This window comes from Ferdinandcohnia sp. FSL W7-1320, assembly GCF_038050315.1.
GTDB lineage: Bacteria > Bacillota > Bacilli > Bacillales > Bacillaceae_L > Ferdinandcohnia > Ferdinandcohnia aciditolerans.
The window spans coordinates 4995260-5019138 of sequence record NZ_JBBPAM010000001.1 but is presented as its reverse complement, the minus strand read 5'-3'; the positions used below and the strand labels follow the sequence as shown (position 1 = coordinate 5019138).

At 43.1% G+C, this 23879-nt stretch carries 18 protein-coding genes, 1 pseudogene and 1 riboswitch; of the genes and pseudogenes, 11 read left to right on the top strand and 8 right to left on the bottom strand.

Annotated features, from left to right (window positions below):
- Positions 1–174 precede the first annotated feature (174 nt).
- The 4 genes from NST91_RS24050 (at position 175) to NST91_RS24035 (ending at position 4752) form a co-directional block, all read left to right on the top strand.
- On the top strand, positions 175–1323 hold the full coding sequence (locus NST91_RS24050; protein ID WP_341333599.1) for a M20 family metallopeptidase: 1149 nt from the start codon (positions 175–177) through the stop codon (positions 1321–1323).
- A gap of 171 nt (positions 1324–1494) precedes the next feature.
- Positions 1495–2382, top strand: a complete 888-nt coding sequence (gene purU / locus NST91_RS24045; RefSeq protein ID WP_121449185.1) for a formyltetrahydrofolate deformylase — start codon at positions 1495–1497, stop codon at positions 2380–2382.
- Positions 2383–2544: 162 nt separating this feature from the next.
- Positions 2545–3495 (top strand): ribose-phosphate diphosphokinase, encoded by a 951-nt coding sequence (locus NST91_RS24040; protein ID WP_341333171.1) that lies wholly within the window; start codon positions 2545–2547, stop codon positions 3493–3495.
- Between the two features lie 120 nt (positions 3496–3615).
- Complete coding sequence (locus NST91_RS24035; protein WP_341333170.1) at positions 3616–4752, top strand: SEC-C metal-binding domain-containing protein; 1137 nt, start codon at positions 3616–3618, stop codon at positions 4750–4752.
- Positions 4753–4822: 70 nt separating this feature from the next.
- On the opposite strand, the gene NST91_RS24030 is transcribed toward NST91_RS24035, so the two are convergent.
- From NST91_RS24030 to NST91_RS24000, 7 genes are all read right to left on the bottom strand, one after another.
- On the bottom strand, positions 4823–6127 hold the full coding sequence (locus NST91_RS24030; protein WP_121445516.1) for a solute carrier family 23 protein: 1305 nt from the start codon (positions 6125–6127) through the stop codon (positions 4823–4825).
- Positions 6127–6717, bottom strand: a complete 591-nt coding sequence (locus NST91_RS24025; RefSeq protein WP_121445517.1) for a xanthine phosphoribosyltransferase — start codon at positions 6715–6717, stop codon at positions 6127–6129. Before NST91_RS24025 ends, NST91_RS24030 begins: the two co-directional genes overlap by 1 nt.
- A gap of 109 nt (positions 6718–6826) precedes the next feature.
- A riboswitch (purine riboswitch) is annotated at positions 6827–6928 on the bottom strand.
- 458 nt (positions 6929–7386) lie between these two features.
- A complete protein-coding gene (locus tag NST91_RS24020) occupies positions 7387–7872 on the bottom strand; it encodes a CBO0543 family protein (protein WP_121445519.1) in 486 nt (161 codons plus the stop codon).
- Between the two features lie 3 nt (positions 7873–7875).
- The gene (locus tag NST91_RS24015; RefSeq protein ID WP_341333598.1) at positions 7876–8340 is read right to left on the bottom strand and encodes a CBO0543 family protein; all 465 of its coding nucleotides are present in this window, start codon (positions 8338–8340) and stop codon (positions 7876–7878) included.
- A gap of 361 nt (positions 8341–8701) precedes the next feature.
- Entirely contained in the window at positions 8702–9985 is a 1284-nt protein-coding gene (locus NST91_RS24010) for a M20 family metallo-hydrolase (RefSeq protein WP_341333169.1), read from the bottom strand.
- An 848-nt stretch (positions 9986–10833) separates the two neighbouring features.
- The gene (locus tag NST91_RS24005) at positions 10834–11364 is read right to left on the bottom strand and encodes a hypothetical protein (RefSeq protein WP_341333168.1); all 531 of its coding nucleotides are present in this window, start codon (positions 11362–11364) and stop codon (positions 10834–10836) included.
- A gap of 229 nt (positions 11365–11593) precedes the next feature.
- On the bottom strand, positions 11594–12073 hold the full coding sequence (locus NST91_RS24000) for a sigma-70 family RNA polymerase sigma factor (protein ID WP_341333167.1): 480 nt from the start codon (positions 12071–12073) through the stop codon (positions 11594–11596).
- 590 nt (positions 12074–12663) lie between these two features.
- Between NST91_RS24000 and NST91_RS23995 the strand changes: the two genes are divergently transcribed.
- Positions 12664–13848: an acetyl-CoA C-acetyltransferase gene (locus tag NST91_RS23995; protein WP_341333166.1), complete on the top strand. Its 1185-nt coding sequence runs from the start codon at positions 12664–12666 to the stop codon at positions 13846–13848.
- 99 nt (positions 13849–13947) lie between these two features.
- Here NST91_RS23995 and NST91_RS23990 read toward each other — a convergent pair whose 3' ends face one another.
- Positions 13948–15504, bottom strand: coding sequence for an ATP-binding protein (locus tag NST91_RS23990; protein WP_341333165.1), 1557 nt, complete (start codon positions 15502–15504; stop codon positions 13948–13950).
- A gap of 445 nt (positions 15505–15949) precedes the next feature.
- Here NST91_RS23990 and NST91_RS23985 point away from each other — a divergent pair, with 445 nt between their 5' ends.
- From NST91_RS23985 to NST91_RS23960, 6 genes and pseudogenes are all read left to right on the top strand, one after another.
- Positions 15950–17563 carry a DUF2334 domain-containing protein gene (locus NST91_RS23985; RefSeq protein ID WP_341333164.1) on the top strand — a complete coding sequence of 538 codons (1614 nt, stop codon included), beginning with the start codon at positions 15950–15952 and terminating at the stop codon, positions 17561–17563.
- Positions 17560–19314, top strand: coding sequence for a DUF2334 domain-containing protein (locus NST91_RS23980; RefSeq protein WP_341333163.1), 1755 nt, complete (start codon positions 17560–17562; stop codon positions 19312–19314). Before NST91_RS23985 ends, NST91_RS23980 begins: the two co-directional genes overlap by 4 nt.
- Positions 19315–19351: 37 nt before the next feature.
- Positions 19352–20548 (top strand): annotated as a pseudogene (locus tag NST91_RS23975) (glycosyltransferase family 2 protein); the annotation flags it as partial.
- Positions 20549–20675: 127 nt separating this feature from the next.
- Positions 20676–21761, top strand: a complete 1086-nt coding sequence (locus NST91_RS23970) for a hypothetical protein (protein WP_341333162.1) — start codon at positions 20676–20678, stop codon at positions 21759–21761.
- A gap of 440 nt (positions 21762–22201) precedes the next feature.
- The gene (folE, locus tag NST91_RS23965; protein WP_341333161.1) at positions 22202–22831 is read left to right on the top strand and encodes a GTP cyclohydrolase I FolE; all 630 of its coding nucleotides are present in this window, start codon (positions 22202–22204) and stop codon (positions 22829–22831) included.
- A gap of 202 nt (positions 22832–23033) precedes the next feature.
- Entirely contained in the window at positions 23034–23804 is a 771-nt protein-coding gene (locus NST91_RS23960) for an SDR family oxidoreductase (protein WP_341333160.1), read from the top strand.
- The last annotated feature ends 75 nt before the right edge of the window (positions 23805–23879 follow it).

The window sequence follows — 23879 nt, the reverse complement described above, 5'->3', positions numbered from 1 at the left end:
ACTAGTAGCGTGGGCTCAGTTGTTGTAATATTGTAATAATAAACGGGAAATGGGTTTGGGACACGGGGACAGGTCCCTTGTCCCAGGAAAAAAATGGTGGGACGAGGGACCTGTCCCTCTGACTCAGGGAAGCAAAAAACCCTGGTCCCACGTATGAAGGTGGCATGAATTGTGATGGAACAACAGGTTGTGGCGTATTTAAAGGAGAAAGAGTCTGAGATGGTGGAGGTTCTAAAGGGGTTAGTCGAGATAGAATCTCCATCTCATGATAAAGAGGCGGTTGACCAAGTCGGTGAGCAGGTTCAGCAGCTCTATAAAAAGTATGTGGGTGGCTCAATCCAAAAGTTTGATAATGAGCATTTTGGGGATCATTTCCGCTGTGAATTCGGTAAGGGAGATGAGCAAATTTTGATTTTGGCTCATATGGATACAGTTTGGCCAAAGGGAACACTTGAAGAACTCCCATTCCGGATTGACGGAGACATGCTTTTTGGGCCAGGCTCATTTGATATGAAAGGTGGCATTGTGCAAGGATTATTTGCGGTAAATGCGCTTAAAGCACTTAATGTTCCTTTGAAAACGAAGGTTGTCATGTTGTTTACGTCGGATGAGGAAATTGGTAGCGAGTCATCGCGTGACTTAATTGAAGCAGAGGCGAAAAAGAGCAAATATGTGCTTGTTCTAGAATCCGCGGCAGCCTCGACTCAAGGGAAACTCAAAACATCTCGTAAGGGCGTCGGCATGTTTACAATAAAAGTACAGGGTCGCGCAGCACATTCAGGCATTGAGCCTGAAAAAGGAATTAGTGCAATTGAGGAGTTAGCCCGACAAACCATATATTTACACGGACTAACGGATTTTGAAAAAGGAACAACACTCAATATCGGGCTTGTAAAAGGTGGAAGTGCTTCAAACGTAGTCGCTGCAGAAGCAGAAGCAGAATTGGACTTACGTGTGAAAAATAACGCAGAATTTGAACGCGTTATTCCATTAATTCAAGGTATAAAGCCAACCAAAGAAGGTTTAACGGTAGAGGTAACTGGTGGAATCAACCGTCCAGTGATGGAAAAAACGCCGGAAATCAGTAAAATGTTCGAAACAGCAAAAGATATAGCGAAGGAACATCTTGGCTTCGAACTAGAAGAACAAGCAAGTGGTGGAGGTAGTGACGGCAGTTTTGCATCACAATTTGCCCCAACCTTAGATGGTCTAGGACCAGTAGGTGATGGTGCACATGCATCAAACGAGCACCTCCTTATCTCGCAAATGCCGGTAAGGAGTGCACTAGTCGCCCTACTCATCTCAAAATTAGCAAACGAATAAGCGCGACACAAGCCAGGTGGGACACAGGGACAGGTACAGTGTCCCAGAGAAAATTGGCCGTAAATAGATCCGCTTATCCCAATATGGGAAACAGGGACAGGTTCACTGTCCCAGGAAAAAATTGGTGGGACGAGGGTCCTGTCCCTCCGTCCCAAATGTGAGGTTATGGATATGTTTTTTAATAGGGAAGAGTTTCAGCGTAAGAATGAGAATCGTGGAAGGTTGTTGGTGAGTTGTCCTGACCAGCCTGGAATTGTGATGGCGATTTCTCAATTTTTATATTCGTTTGACGCGAATATTATTGAATCAAGCCAGTATTCAACCCACCATGAAGAGGGTACATTTTATCTTCGAATCGAGTTTGACTGCCCATCTTTAACGGAGAAAAAGCCTGAGATGGAGTCCGCATTTTTAGAGATTGTGGACAAGTTTTCAATGAAGTGGAAGCTAATTGACGTTCAAAATGTGAAAAGAACAGCGATTTTTGTTTCAAAGCAGCTTCACTGTTTGCATGAACTTTTATGGGAATGGCAAAGCGGAGACTTGATGACAGACATTGCGCTCGTCGTGAGTAATCATGAGGACGCAAGACCTGTTGTTGAAAATCTTGGCATTCCGTTTATTTACATACCGGCAAACAAGGACATCCGTAAACAGGTGGAAGAGCAGCAACTGCAAATTTTAAAAGAGTATGATATTGATTTGATCGTATTGGCTCGTTACATGCAGGTGTTAACACCTGACTTTGTGGCTGAGTATCCAAACCAAATCATTAACATTCATCACTCGTTCCTACCAGCGTTTGTCGGGGCTAGACCGTATGAGCGTGCATATACTCGTGGGGTAAAATTAATCGGTGCAACCTCCCATTATGTAACAAATGATTTAGACGAAGGCCCGATTATTGAACAGGATACTGCTCGTGTTGACCATCGTGACGATGTAGCAAGACTGAAAAAAATCGGACAAAGCGTGGAACGAAGCGTGCTCGCACGTGGGGTAAAATGGCATCTGGAAGACCGAATTATCGTGGATAACAACAAGACAATTGTGTTTTAGGGTCACAGGGACAGGTCCCTTGTCCCTGGTGAAAAATGGGTTGGACACGGAATTTGTCCAACCATTTTTAGTTTTTTGTCGAAATTTGTGATTCGACCCTATGTAAGCATGCGAATTTAGGTTATATTATATATAGAATATTTTTTGCATGGGGGACTAACAGTGGCTTACCAATTAAATCAGTGTTTTAAAATGTTTACTTTAAATTCGAATCCTAAACTTGCAGAGGAAATGGCGACGTTACTAGGGTGCGAATTAGGAAAGTGTTCAGTTACACGTTTTAGCGACGGAGAAATCCAAATAAACATAGAAGAAAGTGTTCGTGGAAGTGAGGTTTATTTAGTACAGTCAACTTCACAGCCAGCAAATGAACATATTATGGAATTATTAATTATGATTGATGCGTTAAAACGCGCTTCAGCAAAGAACATCAATGTTGTAATCCCATACTATGGATACGCGAGACAAGACCGTAAAGCGCGCTCACGTGAACCAATCACTGCTAAGCTTGTAGCAAATTTACTGGAAAAAGCGGGAGCAACTAGGGTTGTAACGATGGACCTACACGCACCACAAATCCAAGGATTTTTCGATATTCCTGTTGATCAATTACTTGGAGTACCCCTTTTAGCGAAGTATTTCGGTGAAAAAGGGCTTGAGGATGTTGTCGTAGTTGCGCCAGACCAAGGTGGAGTTGTTCGTGCTAGAAAACTTGCGAGCCGACTAAATGCACCTATCGCATTTATTGATAAACGTCGTCCGAAACCAAACGTGGCACAGGTGATGAATATCGTTGGTAACATTGAAGGTAAAAATGCAATCATCATTGACGACTTGATTGACACAGCTGGAACCATTACCTTAGCTGCGAAAGCATTAAAGGAAATGGGGGCAAAAGAAGTATATGCATGCTGTACGCATCCAGTCCTATCTGGCCCAGCGATTGAAAGAATAGAATCATCACCAATTCAGGAACTGGTAATCACAAATACCATCCAACTGCCTGAAGAAAAACAGATCGACAAAATCACAACAATTTCAGTAGCACCACTGTTAGTAGATGCTGTCGAACGTATACACAACGAAAAAGCCGTAAGTCCTTTATTCGAATAAAATACATTAACCCGGGCTGTTCCACATTTGGAACGGCCCTTTTTGGGACAATCCACTTTTATATGGTAATATGGTGGGACGAGGGACCTGTCCCTGTGTCCCAAGAAAGGATAGATTGTTATGACATTTTTAGAAAAAATAAAGCCACATCTACTTTCGGATGATATTTTGATTCAAAGAACAGTTTTGCATGCGCTACATGAATACCCAGGTGTTCCTGAAGAGTGGACAGTTGAGTTACTGAAGGAAGCATTCAGAAATGAAGCGAAGCAAGCTGACATATTAATGTACCTAGATAAACAAAAAATCAATGAAGAAGCACTGGCTATAATAATCGACAATATTCCAACCATGAAGCAGAATGACCGTCATCTTGCTTTGGGGTTAATAAATAATATTGATACTCCACTTGCTTTAAAGTATAAAAAGCAACTTGAAAAATATATACCAAAACAAATCTGGGAAATTCATGAGGTTATCGAACATGGCGAGGAAGAAGACGTATATTCCATGTACGGTGAGGTATTGAATAAAATTGAACGATCTCTTTCCCCAGGGTATGACTATTACCCAATCGCGAAAAAGATATCTAAGTGTATTGTAGAAAAGGGTTGGATAACGGAGGAAGAGATTGACGGTGTTCTTGCAGAGGAAACCAACGAAGAGTGGTTTTCTGAAAATGGGATTATGAATGTCTATATGGCTGGATTGCTAAAACTAGAAAAACACATCCCACTTTTTTCAAGTTTCTTAATGAGAGATGATGACGCCTTATTGGAGGAAGTGAATGCAGCGTTAATCCAATTTGATTCAGATCAAGTAGTAAAAGCGGTTGCTCCTTATGTAAGAAAGCCAGAGTCTGTCATATATGCAGCCTCGATCTTAGGAAATATCAAAACCGACCTTGCACTTCAGGAATTAAAAAAGGCCTATCATGAAACAGATGAATTGGATGTACAAGAACCCATTATTGAGGCGCTTAGCTTCCATTTTTCAAAAGAGGGACTTCCTGAAATGAACGCCCATATGGAGTATGAATATGATTTTTCACTAGTGGAAATTGAGCACGTCGCCTACAGCTTTTACACGATCCTTGGCGAAAAGCACCCAGACCTACTCGAGTGGAAGAAAAATGAAATGGAAAAAGAAGGTCCAGCGCTTCAAATAACTCCAGTTATAAACGAAAATAAAATAGGCAGAAACGACCCATGCATATGCGGCAGCGGAAAAAAATATAAAAAATGCTGTGGAAAATAAAAAAAACGGCTGAATCCAATTTGGGGATTCGCCGTTTTTGTTTTGAACCGAGGGACCTGTCCCTGTGTTCCTAGGATGCTTTTTGGCCTTCTAGGATTTGGACTGTTTGGTTGGCCGGTTTTTTCATAAAAATTAGGTTCATGATGATGGCTGTTAGGCTTCCGATGACGATTCCGTTGCTTGTTAGGATTTGGACGCCTTCAGGTAGATTTGAGAATAGGGTTGGGACGGTTGTGATACCAAGGCCCATACCGATTGAACATGCCATGATCAATAGATTTTCTTGTGATGAAAAATCAACTTTGCTTAGCATTTTAATGCCTGCAGAAATAACCATTCCAAACATCGCAAGCATCGCACCCCCAAGAACTGGTGTTGGGATGACAGTTGTGAATGCACTGATTTTTGGGATGAATCCAAGGATGATTAGAAATGAGCCTGCTGCGTATATCACGGTGTTCTTTTTTACACCAGAAAGTTGGATAAGTCCAACGTTCTGTGAGTACGTTGTATATGGAAATGCGTTGAAAATTCCACCTAAAATAGTCGCAATACCTTCTGCACGATAGCCTTTTGACAATTCTTTTTCAGACAACTTTCTACCAGTGATATCACCAAGTGCGAAGTACACGCCTGATGCTTCAACAAGTCCCACGATTAGCACGAGAATCATCGTAATGATTGCGGAAGGTTCAAATGTTGGCATACCAAAGTAAAACGGCTCTGGCATGTGCAACCAATTCGCCTCAGTGACAGCTGAAAAATCAACGCGCCCTAAGAAGTAAGATACAATCGTTCCAATGATTAATCCAAGTAGAATGGCGATTTGACGCATAAATCCTTTGGCAAAACGGTATAACACTAAGATGAAAATAAGTGTTCCAAATGATAATGCAAGGTTTTGAAGCGAACCGAAATCTGCGCTTCCTTGTCCGCCTGCCATGTCGTTCATCGCAACAGGAATAAGTGTGATACCAATGATGGTAACAACTGACCCTGTCACAACTGGAGGGAAATATTTTATTAACTTACCAAATATCGTTGAAACAAGGACGAGGAATACTCCGCCAACTAAAATCGAACCGTAAATCGCGGATACTCCGTAGTCTGCGCCGATTGAAATCATCGGTCCAACCGCTGTGAACGTACAACCTAGCATAACTGGTAGCCCGATTCCAAAGTATTTATTCTTCCAAACTTGTAACAGGGTTGCAATTCCACACATTAAAAGGTCGATTGCAACGAGGTACGTGAGCTGTTCACCAGTTAACCCGATAGCGCCTCCGACGATAAGTGGCACAATCACGGCTCCTGCGTACATCGCGAGTACATGTTGAATTCCAAGAGATGCGGTTTTAAATAAGTTCTCCTTCATTAACGACCAGCCCCCACTTCTTCTAAAAATGTAACTTTTCCACCCTGTAGTGATTGGATGCGAGCAAGTGATTCAACTTTGAAACCTTTGTCGCGAAGCATTTTTCCACCATCTTGGAAGGATTTTTCGATTACAATTCCAATTCCGGCTGTTTTAGCGCCAGCTTTTTCAACAATCTCAGTTAGGCCTAGAGCAGCTTGCCCATTTGCTAAAAAGTCGTCAATGATTAGCACATTATCTGTTGGTTCAAGGAACTTTTGAGAAACGGAAATTTCATTGGTCTCATTTTTCGTAAAAGAATGTACGGACGCTGTGAGTAGGTCATCTACTAGAGTAAGAGATTTTCTTTTTCGAGCAAAAATCACAGGGACCCCAAGTTCAAGCGCTGCCATCATGCCAGGCGCAATCCCTGAGGACTCGATTGTTAAAACCTTGGTGATTTGGTCATGCTGAAATCGTTGTGCAAACTCTTTACCGATTTCCACCATTAACACAGGATCTATTTGGTGATTTAAAAAGGCGTCAACCTTAAGAACGTGGTCGGAAAGGACTCTACCTTCATTGATAATTTTCTGCTGTAAAAGTTCCAAGCAAACTTCCTCCTTTAAAATAAAAAAGCCTGAACATCATTGCACTCCTCATTTACGAGTGAGTCAATGACCTTCAGGCTTTCACGAAGGAAGCGGAATAAGCATAAATGCATTCCCATTGCTCACTCATAGTCAGCGCATTTACGGTACGCTGGTAGAAACTTACGGGCCATATCCCCGTGATTATATGAGTGAATGCCGATATTCAAAATGGTATGTACTTATTCTATTACGGCACGCGAAATTTGTAAATGGTTGGTGTTGGAAATGTAAGAGGAAGAGGGTGGCTATAGATGAGGTGTAACATACTGGATGCTGAAATAGCAGGGTTTTATAGGATTGTACAACTTGATGAAAATTGTCGAAATATGTGTATGAGTAAGTTAGCGAGACGCAAATTTGCGGATAAAAGCGATAATATCCATTTCCCCGTAATTTATATTTCAGCTGCTGTAACCATGACATACAAAAACTAAAGACTTATAGTCATGGTTACGTAGAAAAAACCACATACAAACGGGATTCAAGAATAATAGAAAAATGGGTGTAGATAGTTGATTAGTTGCATTTTTCCCATCGACAAAAAAAGTAGCAAATAAGATGTAAACCATGATTACGAGTAGTACATGAAGATATTTCTTGGCGTTTGCGAAATGGCTCTATAAATCCTTATTCCTCATTGAAATATATAGCTTTCTCGTTTAAAAAAAACCAAAGACAAAATAAACGAGACAGATAAAATGTAATAAATAACGAAATCCAGGTAAAATACCATTCCCAGTGTACATATGTGATGAGCTCAGTGTATTTTTCAATCATAACTTCTACAACTGTCATCACTGAACAAAAAAGAACATAATAACTTAATATAATTGGGGCACTCCGGTTATTGGGATACCGTGTGTTAAAGAGGGCACAGATAACAGGAAATGCATAAAACTCAAACGTGAAACTTGCTCGATTAATGGAAGGAAATAATCGTATTGGGTATTCAAGCCATCCTAACTCAACGACCACTAAGCCAATGAGAAAAGTAATAATCTGTTTGAATAAAAATGCAACAACTGCCAAACGAATCTTTTGTTTTGGGATGAAAAATAGAATTCCTGTTGATACGAAATAAACTAATATCAGGATCCACCATTCAATTCTCATGGGTCATCCACCGCTTGCTTGAGATATAGAATTTTGACGATAGAACCAGTTACAGCAGACCTCGCTTACGTAAAAAAGAAAGGCGATATAAACCACCATTCCGTACCTTGTAAGTGATCCATATTCTAATAAATCTGTATATCTCTCGATTAGAATATCGAAAACCGTCACAATTGTGACCCATGAAAAGAAGGTTGTCCAGTTGCGCTTTTTTCTTTTATGGACATATTTTCTCTGTTGAACATAATAGATAGAAAACAAGACTGGGTAGAAAATATAATCGATGGTAAGGGCAAGATCTGTTGCTTTAGGGAGCAATCGGACTGGGGCGCTTATTAACCCGTAATAAAAGGAAGGCATGTCACAAAGCCAAATAATGCCTTGAAACATAATCAGCGCCAAAACTCCCTCGCGCCGATTTTGGCGGGGAATAAAAAGAAAAAAACAACCAAATCCGAATAGCCACATGGCTCCCAAGATATAATGCTCCATCTGCATATTGCCTGACCCCCGATTAATGATAATGGTGCAAAACGAACATTATTAATATTATCCATTTTCTTCAGTTGTATGTAATGACACCTACCAATACATAACCGAATTGCCAGCTATATAGTAAAGAGCGAAAAAGGCAAATCATTCAATAACACGAAGTCATCATTAAATACACTGAGAAAAAGAGATCCACAAAGCCAATCAAGCCGTAAGGGACCACACCTTAAAAGGATACAACTATGGGGTGGGAGACCTGCTGAAATTATAAAAAGGATGCACAAAAATCCGTGCATCCTCTTGTAATATTTATAAGATTAAAACAAGCTTACTCTAATCAATGATCAAATTTCTCCACAAAATCTTTCAACACATGGACAGACTGAACGCAGTCATTCAAAGGAGTCCACTCAGCTGGGTTATGGCTAATGCCGTCTTTGCTCTGAGCAAAAATCATCGCTACCGGCAATACATGTCCCACAATCATCGCGTCGTGCCCAGCACCGCTTGGTAAATAGACCGGCTCAATTCCTTGGGCAACCACAGATTTTTCAAGCTTTTTCTGCATGTCTTCACTAATCGGAACAGGTGCTTCACGGAAAGTTTCTTCATATTGAAGTGCGATCCCATGTGCTTCAGAAATTGTTTGAGCTTTTTCAATCACCAATTCAATAAGTCGGTCTCGTGTTTCCTTTTTGATATCACGAATGTCAACTGTCAGGCGAACCTCACCCGGGATGACGTTTGCGCCATTTGGCAGTACATCGACTTTTCCAACGGTTGCAACCGCTGATGAACTTACCTGTCCAGGCAGAGATTGGACCTCATGAATGAACTGGCTTGCTGCAACCAACGCATCTTTGCGGTCGTCCATTGGGGTGTTGCCCGCATGTCCGGCAAGTCCCGAAAATGTCATTCGTAACCAACATGGACCAGCGATTCCAGTCACAATTCCAACTGGCACCCCAGCTTTCTCCAATCTTTTACCTTGTTCAATATGTAATTCCACAAACGCCTCAAGTTTGGAAAGATCTCTTTTTGAATTAAAATATCCGTCAACTGAAAGTCCGATATTCTCTAAAACATTTGTAAAAGAGTCGCCATTGAAGTCAGTTTTTGCAAGATATTCCTCTCTTGTTACTTCCCCAATCATGGCTGCACTTCCACTAAAACCTCCATTAAAACGGGCGCCTTCTTCATCAGTAAAAATAACAACTTCAAATGGTCGTTCCGGCACAAAACCAGTTTGTTTCCATGCACTAGCCACCTCAAGCGCCGCAAGTACACCAAGTGGACCATCAAAATGTCCGCCGTTTGGAACACTATCAACATGGGAACCAGACATAAGCGCTGGTAGATTTGGATTTTTACCATCGATGCGGCCGAAAACATTTCCAGCTCCGTCTTGAGTTACAACGAGACCAGCTTCCTCCATCCATTGCTTTACCAAATCTTTTGCTGCCTGTTCCTCGGGGGAAAATCCAGTTCGGTGTGAACCGTTGTCTGCAGTTAACCCAATTTCTGAAAGAGCAGACAGGCGAGACGCCAAACGCTCACCACTTACACCGTTTTTATCTAATGATAGATCATAAGTTGAAACTAACTTGTCAAATAAGTTCAAGGTAGGATACTCCTTTTTTGATTTTTTTTATAATTCTACCACATCTTGTAACTGTTATCGCGCAAAAATAATATTTTTGAGGGTAGAACAAAGTAGGAACAAATGTTCTGTTTTTGCTAGTAATCTATTATCTGAAATGTTAAAATAGAGTTGCAGTTACATAAAGCGGTGGGCGGTTAGCCACTTCCTGGTAGAAGGGAGGTGGTAAAGATGACGACATACGAGGCAATGACCGTGGCAATGGAAGCTAATTTAGTTTTGCTAGGGGTCATCACAATTGTGGTAATGTTGTTCGTTGAAAACAAAAAGAAGTAACCGCCTATCCACGCCTAGGATTTAGGTAGTTACTTCTTTTTGGTATCACTACTATGTTCATGGGCAAGCCGCTCACTTGCGGCATGTAACTGTGTTGATCAGGTGTTAGCGCACCTGATCTTTTTTATTATATCTTTATTATAATCTTAATAATCGCTTAATTCAACTTGTTGAGGTGGCATTAGTAGCAAAAAAAGAAGAATGTTGAAAAAGAAGTAATCAGCACGCCAAACCAAGGTAGTTTGGTGAATACTTCCTTTTGTCAATTTTCAATGTTTAACCGCACCTGATCTTTTTTATATGCCGATTCTACAGCGTATTAAAAGCGGGGGAGTTCCTAGAATGGTTATTACGCAATTCTTTGAGCTTTAAACGCAATTCCGTCGAATAAAGCGCAATTCCGTCGAATAAAGCGCAAATGCTCGGACATAGTGCGCAATCCTATCAACTCATGGCAAAAACCGCCCAACCTAGAGCACAATTCGCACCGCATAGGTCGTAATCCTCTCAATTCAACACACAGCCCCACGCCCTCACTCATAACTACCCTGAACCTCGAGTGCTTTTTTCAGCATTTTCTTCTTCTTTTCCTCGTATTCATCCCGGAACGGGGTGGCCTCGTCCTTCGAATAGCCGCCTGCCTCAAGCTCGGCCTCAAGCTCTGAATAAATCTTCTCGAAAGCCACATCCGTATCTTTTTCCAGCGTCTTGAACTCATTATAATAACTGCTCATGACCTGCAATACGGCCATTCCATCAGCGGATTCCTCAACAAAGTCTGCCTTGGCCTGAGCTAACAATTCCTTCGCTTTCTTTTTTGTTTCCTTCTCCAGACTCTCAAATTCAACCGTATATTTGTCTTTTATTACCGCCAAAGGGTCAGTCGTCGCCGCTGTTTCAACCGCAGGTTCCGGTTCAGCAGCAGGGACCTTTTTCCTATCCAAATGAAGCTCGCGATGCGGCAATTTTGTCACTTGGACTTGGACCGATTCCCTTTCCTGAATCACAGCCCAAAACACGCCAAGTTCCACAATGATTGCGAGAATTAGCAACCTCTTAATCATGTTCTCACCTCACCATACATTGTTGCCCATTGCCACACAATCCTAATCATGTATTATCCTCAAAAAATGAGCCAAAAACTCAAACAAGCGCTTGTTTGCATTCAATTAAACGTTTGTTTGAACTAGCAATCTCACAAACTGAATAACGTAAAATTCAATCAAACGTTTGTGTGAACACAAAATCGTATTTCAATCAAATGTTTGTTTGGGAAAAACACCTCTGAAATTACTATTCTAAAATAATAATTTCTCGTAACTTTTTAACGGCCTGCTTCCCCCAAGATTTCACCGATTCCACAGTAACACCGTGCTCAATTGCGATTTCTTTATAACTTTTATCCTCAATAATCCGGCCTTGAACCCATTTCACCTGATTTTTCGTCAATTTATCCCCATACATCTCGATCAAATCCTCTTGAAAGCCCTCCGAACAATCCGCGAGTTTCATAAAAATCTGTTCCCCTGATGGCTGGTAGTGTTCCTGATATCGAACCTCCTTTTTTAAATGATCCAGGAGCTTCCCTCGAATGGTTGAAAAGGCAAATGTCGAAAATTCAACACCTTTCCGAGGGTTAAAGCGGGTCGATGCTTCCCAAAGTCCAATCAAGCCAATCTGAAAAAATGTTTCTCTGTCTCCGTACAAGCGCAAGCTTTTGATCACTTGAAAAATTAATGGTTTATATTGTTCTGCAAGTTCCTCAAATTCCATGTAAAATGGTCCTTTTAAAAAACGCGTTCCTCAGTTATTCCGCCGGTAACACCAATTTACTAGGTTATAAGGAGGGGAGTCCAAATGGTAAACTTCACGTACGAGGGGGTAGGGAAGGTGTCGTATGTAACGTATGATATAGTGATACTTCACGTTTGAGTAAATTGAAAAAAGAAAAACTTAAAAAAATTGCAAAAAATATTAAAAAAAGTGACCAAGTTCACAGATGTTTTGTCGAATTGTCGATTATTATAAAAACAGAAATACTACTTAAGACCTACATCCGCTTTGCTGAAACGCAGCGAACCTACTTCTAAAAAGTCCACATATCATAATCCCAGCGTTTCATTTTGAATACATAGCTCTCATATTTTTATAGTTCTCCCTCTGATTAGAACAGCCAGAATTCGACAAACTTAAGTGCATCCATGAATCGACAGAAACGCAACCACGATTCGGCATAAGACAACTGAATGAGTCTAAGCTTAGGTGTGCAGAAATGTACACCTCCTTCTAAAAGTGTACTAGTCAGAATATTCATTACAATGTGGTTGATATCATGGTAAACTAGTGTAAAAGGAGGTATTGTCATGGAACCAATTTTTATTATTGATGGAGCCCGTACGGCATTCACTAGTTTTGGAGGATCGTTTGCAGGAACAGGAGCAACCGAATTAGGACGTGCGACGGCAGTTGAGGCTATGAAGCGGTCAAAGGTCGACCCGGCGCAAATTGATCATGTGATTTACGGAAACGTGATTCATACGGAAAAAAATGCATCCTACCTGGCACGGCATATTGCACTACATAGTGGAGTTCCTCAGGAAGTACCCGCGTTTATGGTCAACCGCCTTTGTGGATCTGGTCTGCAATCAGTGGTTTCGGCCGCTCATCATATTTTAGTAGATGATGCCAACATCGTGCTGGCAGGGGGAACTGAGAACATGTCCCAATCCCCTTATGCAAATTTTAAGCAACGATTTGGCGGGTCAAAAATGGGTAATCTTCAGTTTGAAGACATGCTGCTAACAACCCTTACTGACCAATACACAGGAAAAGGTATGGGCATGACAGCTGAAAAACTAGCCAATCAGTATTCAATTTCCCGTGAAGAACAAGACAATTTTGCGGTCGAATCAAACCAAAGAGCATCTAGGGCCGCTGAGAACGGAACCTTTGCAGAAGAAATTGTTACGGTTGAGGTGAAAACAAGAAAAGGTAGTATTTTTATAGATAAAGATGAACACATCAAACCAACAGCGAATTTGGAGTCGATGAGCAAACTTCGCCCATCGTTTATATCAGACGGAACAGTTACCGCCGCGAATGCATCCGGCATCAATGATGGTGCTGCATCGGTAGTTGTTGCGGGTGAAAAAGCCGTTCGTGAAAATGGGCTGAAACCTCTTGCGAAAGTCGTTTCGTGGGGAGTAGCTGGGGTCGACCCAACCATCATGGGAATTGGACCAGTACCGGCCATTCAAAAAGCTCTTGCACGAGCGGGACTCAGTTTAGCTGATATGGATTTGGTCGAAGTGAACGAAGCATTTGCCGCCCAATACCTCTCAGTCGAAAAAGAACTCGGACTAGATAGAGAGAAAACGAATGTTAACGGAGGTGCCGTCGCACTTGGACACCCAGTCGGCGCAAGCGGCACTCGAATCCTGCTCTCAGCAGCATATGAACTAAGACGACGTGGCCAAAGATATGCAATAGTTAGCCTCTGTATCGGCGGAGGCCAAGGAATCGCCATGATCATCGAAAATACTAACTAGTCAGATACTAAAGGCCTTCAGAAAATAATCTGAAGGCTTTTTTCAATGGGACGGAGGGACAGGTACCTTGTCCCACGAACAGAAGCGATTTATGAAAAACTACTCCGCAGCAACCCCAGTAAACAAATAGTCATTCAATGCCAGCTGCAGCGTACCTTTCGAATCGGCGATATCCGAAATACTGACGTCCAACGCAATCATCTTTTTCACAATTTCGGCGCGGATGCCAGTGAGGACTGTTTGGCAACCCATCATTTTAACGCCCTCAATCAGCTTCATAAAGCGAAAAATGACTTCATTCTCCATAAACGCTACCCCGGATAGGTCCATGATTAGCGTGCGAATATGTTCATTTTCAATGCTAGCTAATATTTTATCTTCAATTGTCAGTATACGTATTTTATCAATTCCTCCAATTAGCGGAATGATATGCGTTTCCTGGTTGATAGGGATAATCGGCACAGACAGATTTTCAACAAGCTGTCTCTGCGACTCAAGTAGTTCGTCCTTGAACCTTGAATAACTGATGAAAAAGTGTGTAAAGAAGTAGTCCAATAGAACGTTTACCCTTTTTTCAAGTGAGAAGAAGTCTTCTCGGTTGGTTTCAATATTGGATAATAGATCATAATTGTACAGAAAGTCCCATAGTGTACGCCGAATGGCTTGGACCCACTCAAGCTTAAACGCAACTGTCAGCGAATTTTTTGCCCAGGCGACACCTTCTTGTTTTGCGAAAGTAATCAACTCATGCTGGCGCTCTTCAACGATAAAGACTACGAGTTTGTGCGCGTTCTCGAGAAGATTGATGTCCCCGATTCTATGAATATCTTGAATTTTATCCTTCACGTTGATGGCTTCTTCAAGTAGCTTTTCTTCAAAAAGTCCTTTGTTTGCTAGGAAATACTCTTTAATGGAATCTTTGTATACAACGTCCAATTTTCGTACACCCCGATTTATCGTATTGTGATGCCTTGGTAGTTTGATTGTAAAAGTTGTTCCTACATTTTCTTCGCTTTTGACCGAAATATCACCGCCATGCTGGTATACTGCGGAGAATACTTGAGCGAGTCCCATCCCGGTTCCGGCGTCCTTTGTTGAAAAAAACGGCGTTCCGAGTAGATTCATTTTTTCCTTTGGGATACCGACACCCGAATCTTGAATAATGACCATGACTTCCTTTTCGTCAGCACGGTGTGTAATTGAAATGTTTCCCGACCCCTCAATGGATTCAATTGCATTTTTTATCAGGTTAAAAAAAGCTTTCTTAAACTGATTTTTCTTGCCAACGATCGTTGCGTCTGTACTTTGGAAGTCCGTAACAATCTCAATTTCATATAATTTATCTAAAAATAGGGTCAGAATGGATTCCAACTCTGTAGCAAGATGGATTGATTGCGCGTCCTCGTCCTCCAAATCAGGCTTGGACACCTGAAGCAAATTGTTCAAGGTGACAAGCGCATTATCGAGTTCACTCTGCGCAATATCGAGATAAGCATGCTCCTCCTCCTGCTGAAGAAGTTGCAAAAATCCTTTCACGGCTGTCAATGGGTTTCGCACCTCATGGGCAATCCCCGCCGCAATTTGGCCAACCGAAGCCAACTGACTTAAATGAGAATCCCTCCTTTGCTCCTCATTTTTCACTTCATTTAAAACCATAAAAAGAGTGCCCCCCAAAACTAAAAATCTTTAATATTATTAAACTTTTTAAATATTTCATAAAAAGTTTACTCATAAAACATTCGGTACCGCAATGAAAAAGGTTGGAAAACCATACCATTCCAAGCAAAATACTACAAAAGTAGTACGGCAAAAATGGGACGGAGGGACAGGTCCCTCGTCCCAAGCACGGTCCCGGGACAAGGGACCTGTCCCTGTGACCCACATCCTTGTCCCAAAAAATTCTTTTTTGAGAACATGTACATTATGATACTAAATTAGAAAGAGGTCTCATAAATTTACTTACATGAGTATTTTTTCATTCAGCGAAAGGTCCATTTTCGTCTGGGTAGGAGGAAAGGAAGGGAGGCCAGCCATGGAGGCTTTCCAACCCCCAACCTGTCTGAGTACTCGTTATAGGACGCAATAAATGTGAGGTAATGGTATGAATCAACAAACCTACATTAATTGGAAAATCATCATGAGCATTGCCCTAATCATTGGTCTCGTTTATGCACCAACATCGAAAGCGGCTGCGAAAGATCCGAAAGTGCTGGTCATTTTCTCATCGCAAACCAACCAAGTCGATGAGCATCAGCGCCTTCTGGACATGCTGATAAGCCACTTTACAGAAGACATTTCATTCAAAAATAGCAGCGAGGTTGGGGCCGGGGATATGAAGGGTGTGACCCATCTTTTTTACTATGGACAAACGCAGGAACAGCTGCCACCCAAGGTTATCGACATCATGGCCACATTCAACGGCACGATCATGTCAATAGGTCTCAATATCGAACAGCAACAAGCAATTTTTCCGTTTATAAAAGCGAGTAAAACCAAGATGTATACTGAGGAACTCTATCTTCCAGAAGAAAATAAGACTATTAAAGTTGACCCGACCACCATCATCCAAATAGAATCCACCGCCAAAACTCTAATCGAAGCGAAACAATCCAACCAATCCTACCCACTCCTAGTCAATAAGGAAAATAAATATTATTACGCGACAAATAATTTGTTTCCGCCTATCTCCAATTTCTTAGCTGAGGCCTTGCATGAAGTATTCAACATGGAACACCGAGCGCCAACCCAGGTTTATCTGAGACTAGAGGACGTCAATCCAGCCTCAGATTCGAACCAGCTGATGGAGATTGCGAAAATTCTAAAGCGACGCGATATTCCTTATATGGTATCGGTCACCCCGGTCTATCTCGACCGGGAAACGGACGAGGAGTACCACATCAAGGATGCGCCAGATGTTCGCGCGGCCCTCAAATACATGAAGGACAATGGCGGCAGCATCATTCTTCACGGGTACACAGACCAATACGAAAATACAAAAACCGGTGATGGTTTCGAGTTTTGGGATGCAACACGAAATTCGCCAATTGTTCAAAATGAACAACAATACATCGACAATCGAATCCAACAGGGGCTCCAGGATCTTGTTGAGTATGAGCTTTACCCACTTGCATTCGAGGCACCACATTATGCGATGAGCCAAGCGGGTTATGAAACATTGTCTGAACACTTTTCAACGATTATCGGTCAGGTTCAGCTTACAGACAAGGACTGGCGCATCATGACCGAGTCGCCATACATCACGAAGCCGACCTATCTTCATGGCATGAAGCTTTTGCCTGAGACGATTCGCTACGTGCGCTATGAGGAGCCGCAGTCAATTCAGGAAATGAAGTCCCGCATTCATGATTTTACAACTGTTCGAGATGGCGTCATTGGCGGCTTTTATCATCCGTTCTTGGGGGCACGTGGACTTATTGAGATCTTAGAAGAATTTGAAAAAATACCAGGTGTCCAGTGGATTGACTTGAAAAAGTTGAAGAACACAGTGAAGGCAGATGGGATCTGGATTGAATCGAATAACGGCAAAGTAGATGGGGACTTCGATCGTGATTCATTCCCCGACGAGACAGTGATTCCTCTATCCCTAACTGAATTATTCCATTTATTTCGCGATAATACACTTTGGGTACTAATGGGAGCCGCGATTACACTTTTCGTTGCAGTTGCCTCCCTAAAAAGAGGTGAATCGACATGAAAATCATTCCACTACTACTCGCCGTATTACTAATCTGGGACATAGGGACAGGTCTAGCATCCCACAGGGCATTCGCCCAGGATGGGGATAAGGGACCTGTCCCCGTTACCCAGAACCACGATGCCAAATCATCCCACCGGGTGTTAGTGGTATTTTCGTCTCAGACGGGGGAGATGACGGATCAGCAGCGGGTGCTGGATCTTCTTATCGGGCATTTTACGGATGACATAACGTTTAAAAATACGAAAGTGGTACAACCCGAGGATCTCACGAACGTTACACACCTCTTTTATCACGGGCAGGTCAAGGAAACACTGCCGGATAATTTTAAAAATGCACTCACGAATTTTAACGGAACTCTCGTTGCCATCGGCTACAACTCTGAACAGCTTGCGGACCGATTTTCTTTTATGAAGGTCGAAGGAGATGTGTCGGTTTCGAAAATTACGAATGAAACGGACTCCATCAATATTTTTCCGCAGACCATTTCGCAGGTGACAGCGGAGGGCGCAACAACAATTGTGAGAGCAAGTCATGGTGCAGGAAATGAATATCCGTTGTTTCTTAGGAGAAATGAATCGTACTACTATGCTGCACCGATTATCGAGTATACAAAGGCGATTTTCCTTGGAGATGCGCTTCATACGGTCTTTGAGGATGAGCATGCCCGCATTCGCCCGGGCTATATCCGGCTAGAAGACATTCACCCAATGGCGGACCCAAAAAAGGTCATGGAAATCGCTGAGATTTTAAAAGAAAAGCAGATTCCGTATATGGTAGCGGTCATCCCGGTTTATACCAATCCGGATACGGAAAAAGAGTACCATTTTTCAGACTCTCCTAATCTATTAAAAGCGCTCAAATATATGCAAAACAATGGTGGCAGCATTGTGCTCCATGGTTACACCCATCAATTCAATGCAAAAGAGACAGGGGAAGGCTTTGAGTTTTGGGATGTCAATAACAATATGCCAATTTACCATAGGGCAAATGAAGATGCCGTAAAAAAAACGCGCCGTGATTTCGCGACTGATGCTGAATATGAGGCATTCCGAAAAAGACAGCTCGAATTCGAGAGAGATTATATAGAAGAAAAAATTCAGCGCGGGATTGATGAGCTCGTGAATTACGGTTTGTTCCCACTTGCGTTTGAAGCGCCGCACTACACGATGTCGCAAAACGGATACAACGTTTTGTCGGACTACTTTTCAACATACGTCGGTCAAGTCCAGCTCAGTGACGAGAACTGGGAGGTGATGGGGACTGCGCCAGCTGAGACGACGCCAAGTATCTTTAACGGCATGTCCTTGCTGCCTGAAACAATAGGCTTCGTCGACCCTAAGGACCCGAACGCAATTGAAACGATGATCAAGGAAGCGCAACGCTACTCGGTTATGCGCGACGGCTTTGTTGCTGGATTTTACCATCCGTACCTCGGGGTGGAGGGCTTTGAAATGCTTTTAGCCGAACTTGAAAAAATTCCGAATGTCGAGTGGATTGACTTGAAGGAGAGGGTCAATACAGTTCGCTCCGAGAATGTCACGATTGAGTCTGGGGAGGGTCTCGTCAAAGTCGACATCAGTTATAGGGGTCTGTTTGAATCGTCGCCTAACTATTTTTTTTACAAAATTAAATACTTTGCGCAACATTTAACATGGGTGCTGGTTGGAGCGGGTGCGCTCGCTGTTGTTCTATTTACACTATATGGACTATTTTTACGATGGAAATGGAGGAGGGGGTATTATGGCTGACACATTTATGTATATTTCCCTCTTTTAGATTTGGTCGATGCTGTTTTACCATATGTTCCTGATGCAGGGTGGATACCTCCACTCGGTCAAGTATCGCAAAAAGGCGCGTGAATGGGAGAAAAATCGCACCCCGTTCCCGAGGGTGAGCATTCTCATTCCGGCGCACAACGAAGAGGTTGTCATCCGCGACACACTCGAGTCGATGTGCTCATTACGTTATCCGCTCGATCGGCTTGAAGTGATTGTGATTAACGATAATTCAAGTGACCGAACTGGCGAAATTGTTGACGAGTTCACGCGGAATTATGATTTTATAAAAGCCATCCACACGAAGCCACCGTTTGGTGGGAAAGGGAAATCGGCCGCACTGAACATTGGTTTTGCACAAGCTACTGGTGACATTATTTGTGTCTATGATGCCGACAATACCCCAGAGCCAGATGCGATTTACTGGCACGCGATTGCGTTAATGAATGATTCACAGGCAGGTGCGAGTGTCGGGAAGTTTCGGGTTATCAATGCGGGGAAAAACCTTCTAACACGTTTAATCAACATCGAGACGCTCACATTCCAGTGGCTCGCCCAAGCAGGAAGATGGTATTGGTTTAAAATGACAACCATCCCGGGGACGAATTTTGCAATCAGAAGATCGATTCTCGAGGAGCTTGGCGGCTGGGATGAAAAGGCATTGTCAGAGGATACCGAACTCAGTTTTCGTGTCTACAACCTCGGCTATTACATCCGCTTTTTCCCAGAGGCAGTCACCTGGGAACAGGAACCTGAGACGTTACGGGTCTGGTGGCGACAACGCACACGTTGGGCACGCGGCAATCTGTACGTCATCGCAAAATACATGCTCCGCTTTTTTAAGCTCAAAAATAAAAAAGTCGGTGTCGACCTGTTTTACTTTTTCTTTACGTATCTATTATTCTTCGGCGGCGTCATGGTGTCACACGTCATTTTTATTATGAATCTATTTGTTGATTTGAACCTAACGATTGGGTACGTATCGTACGCCTTGTTGATCCTTGGATTTTTACTGTTCGTAACCGAGGGCATCCTCACCCTCAGCATGGAAAAAGACCAACTCAATACGAAAACATTTTTCACCGTCATCCTAATGTACTTCACCTACTCCCAGCTCTGGATTCTCCTCGTCGCCTACTCAACCTTCTTGGAACTAAAGAGAATCCTTCTCCGCCAAGAAGTGAAATGGTACAAAACAAAGAGATTCGCAGGTGCGGGAGCTGTGGGAGGTGGCTCATCCGGGGGTGCTGTCGGCTCATCGCGGGCTGTCGGTGGCCCGCGGGACACAGGGACAGGTCCCTCGTCCCAGAAAACTTTGAAGGAAGAGGTTAAAGGTGAACGTTCAGGTTAAAGGAGTGAGAATATTCGCTGCACTACTCATTATTGTCATTGTTATCGGCATCGTTTTATTATTTTGGAATAATAAATCCTCGTCGCCAACCCAGGCCTTTATTGAAAAATGGCTGACGAACCCGAACGGAACAATTGCGACTTATGTCCTTCCAGACGATGAGTTCGAAACCGACCTTGCAAAAGGAAGAGAGGCGCTGTCAGAGTCCCTTGGGCTTTGGATGCAATACGCAATCGTAGTTGATAATCGAAAGCTCTTCGAAAAAGCACACCAGACATTGATTGCTTATTTTATGGAGGAAGAAGGGTTTATTTACTGGAAACTCAATGAATTGGGAACGAGTCAGGTCTATACAAATGCACTCGTGGACGACCTGAGAATCATGGAAGCTTTATTTCAAGCTCAGAGAAAATGGGGCGGGAACTATGGAATGACCGCTGTGATAATCGGCGAGTTTTGGAACACCCAGTCCCAGGTTGACTTTTTAACGGATTATTATGATTTGCAGTATGGGTATAGCTCGAAAACGATAAGTTTGTCCTATATTGATCCAGTTGCGATTGAGTCGATGTGGGAGCGGGGATTGCTCGATGCGGAAAAGGCTCAACGGACGATTGGAATTTTACGGAAGGCACCTATGAAGGGGGGATTTTATCCAAAATCATATGGGGCCAGCGGCTATCGTTTCACAGACGAGGTTCATATGGTCGATCAAGGACTGGCAGCCTATCACCAAGCTAAGCTTGGGATTGTGTCGGAAGATTTTTTGGCGTTTGTAAAAAAGGAAATATCAGAGGCAGGCGTGGTTTACGGGCGGTACAAATTGGGGAATGGTCAGCCTACTGTCGAGTATGAATCTCCATCAGTTTACGGATTTTTGTTGATGTACTGTATGGAGATAGGGGAAAAAGAGTTAGCGGAGAAGATTTACAATCGGATGATTGCGTTCAGAAATGATGAGAAGGATAGTCCGTATTACGGTGGCTACTCGGTGGACAAGAGCGGGAACACGCATGTGTTTGACAACCTCGTGCCAATGTTGGCGGAGCAGGTGTATTTGGGGAGGTAGGAGAGGTTTTTCAGGGGCAAACTGGGCTGTATAGCAGGTTGAATTGGTTTTGAGATTTGGTTTCGCGGACAAAATGATGCCTGGCTTAGTTGAATTTGTCTATGAGAGTGGGGCTCAAGGACGAAAATTAGCCTTGTTTTATAGGAAATGTCTTTGAGATGGGGCATCTAAGACAAAACTGCACCGGGTTTCACGGGAAATGTCTTAGAGACTAGGTCTCAAAGACAAAACGAACCCGGGTTTCTCAGAATATGTCTCAGAGACTGAAATACCCGAACGGTCACATCCATCGGCCAAGCCTAGGTTAAAACCAAAACCTAAGTTACTTCTTTTAACCAACCTCTCCGTTAGGCAATTAGTCCTTTCGTAGGAAGGAAATCGAGCCCGAAAGGAGAACTACTAGTTTAATTAATGCTTATCGACGAAAAGAGGTTCGACACATGTCAATAACAGATGCCGAAAGAAACATAATTGAAAAATTTCCTCGTATATTTGAAGGGAAGCCAGAAAAAATCAAACAAGCTCAGCAAGTCACGGATGGGCTAAAAGGGTTAATCGAACTTTGTGGGGACGAACCTACACGTGATGGGCTCATCGAAACGCCGCAGCGGGTACTCAAAGCATTTCTCGAATACACCGAAGGCTATCAAGAAGATCCTAAGGACCATCTAAAAAAAGTATTTGATGTTGCACACCGTGAGCTTGTGCTCGTAAAAAATATCGAGTTCCACTCTATGTGTGAGCATCATTTTGCACCATTCTTTGGTGTCGCGCATGTTGGCTACATCCCAGACTATAAGGTAACCGGACTTTCCAAGATTGGAAGAATGGTAGAAGGCTACGCGAAACGGTTTCAGGTTCAAGAAACACTGACAAATCAAATCGCAGATGCCATCGAAGAAATCCTCCAGCCGCAGGGCACCATGGTGGTTATTGAAGCGAAGCACATGTGCATGTGTGGGCGTGGAATCAGAAAAACAAACTCCGAAACTACAACAACAGCCGTCAGAGGCCAATTCGAGCAGCGTTCAGACGCACGCCTCGAATTCCTAACACTATTAAATCGATAAGGGACAAGTGGGCCGGGGGTTCACGGTGGGCGTGGGTGACTTGGTGGCTTGAGCGCCATGGTTTATAGGGATCCTCGACTCACTGTGGGTCACGGGGACAGGTCCCTCGTCCCACCATATTTTTACAGGGACAAGGGACCTGTCCCTCTGTCCCACACCATCCAATAAACATATCTCTATCCCAGAAAGGCAGGTGAGATTGGTGAGACATGCTGTTATTACAGCGGGAACGAAGGGGTTAGGCAGAAGAGTAACGGAGGAATTTTTGAAATTGGGTTGCTCGGTGACGGTGAATTACAGGAGTGACGTCGCGCGCGTTGAAGAGCTGAAACAGGAATGGAATTCTTATTTAGAATGCATTCAATTCGTACAAGGTGACGTCACGAATAAAGAGGACATCACCAACATCTTCACCCAAGCAATGGACCGCTTTGGCCGAATTGATTACCTCATCAACAACGCTGGACCATATATTTTTGAACGTAAAAAATTAGTAGATTACGAGGATCACGAGTGGAATGAGATGCTTGACGGTAATTTGAGTTCGGTGTTTCATTTCCTCAAACTGACGATTCCTGTGATGCGGAAGCAGCAATTCGGTAGAATTATCACCTATGGCTTTCAGGATGCCGAGAGCTCGCCTGGCTGGATGTATCGAGCGGCCTTCAGTGCTGCGAAGGTTGGCCTTGTTTCGCTGACTAAGTCGATCGCCCTTGAGGAGGCCGAGTACGGAATTACTGCAAATATGGTGTGCCCGGGAGACATCACTGGCGATATGAAAGAAGCCACTATTACCACTGCCCGTAAACGAATAGACCCACAAACCCCAATCGGCCGTCCAGGCACAGGCGAAGATATTGCCAGAATCATAGCCTTTCTCTGCGAGGAAAACTCAGATTTTATCACCGGTAGTGTCATCTCGGCATCGGGCGGAGTGAATGTTGTAAATAAAATAACGGGGCAGGTCCGTTGACCCAGTTGGACTGGGACAAGGGACCTGTCCCTGTGTCCCACAGCCTATCTTAGATAGGTGTTTTTTTATGTTCAT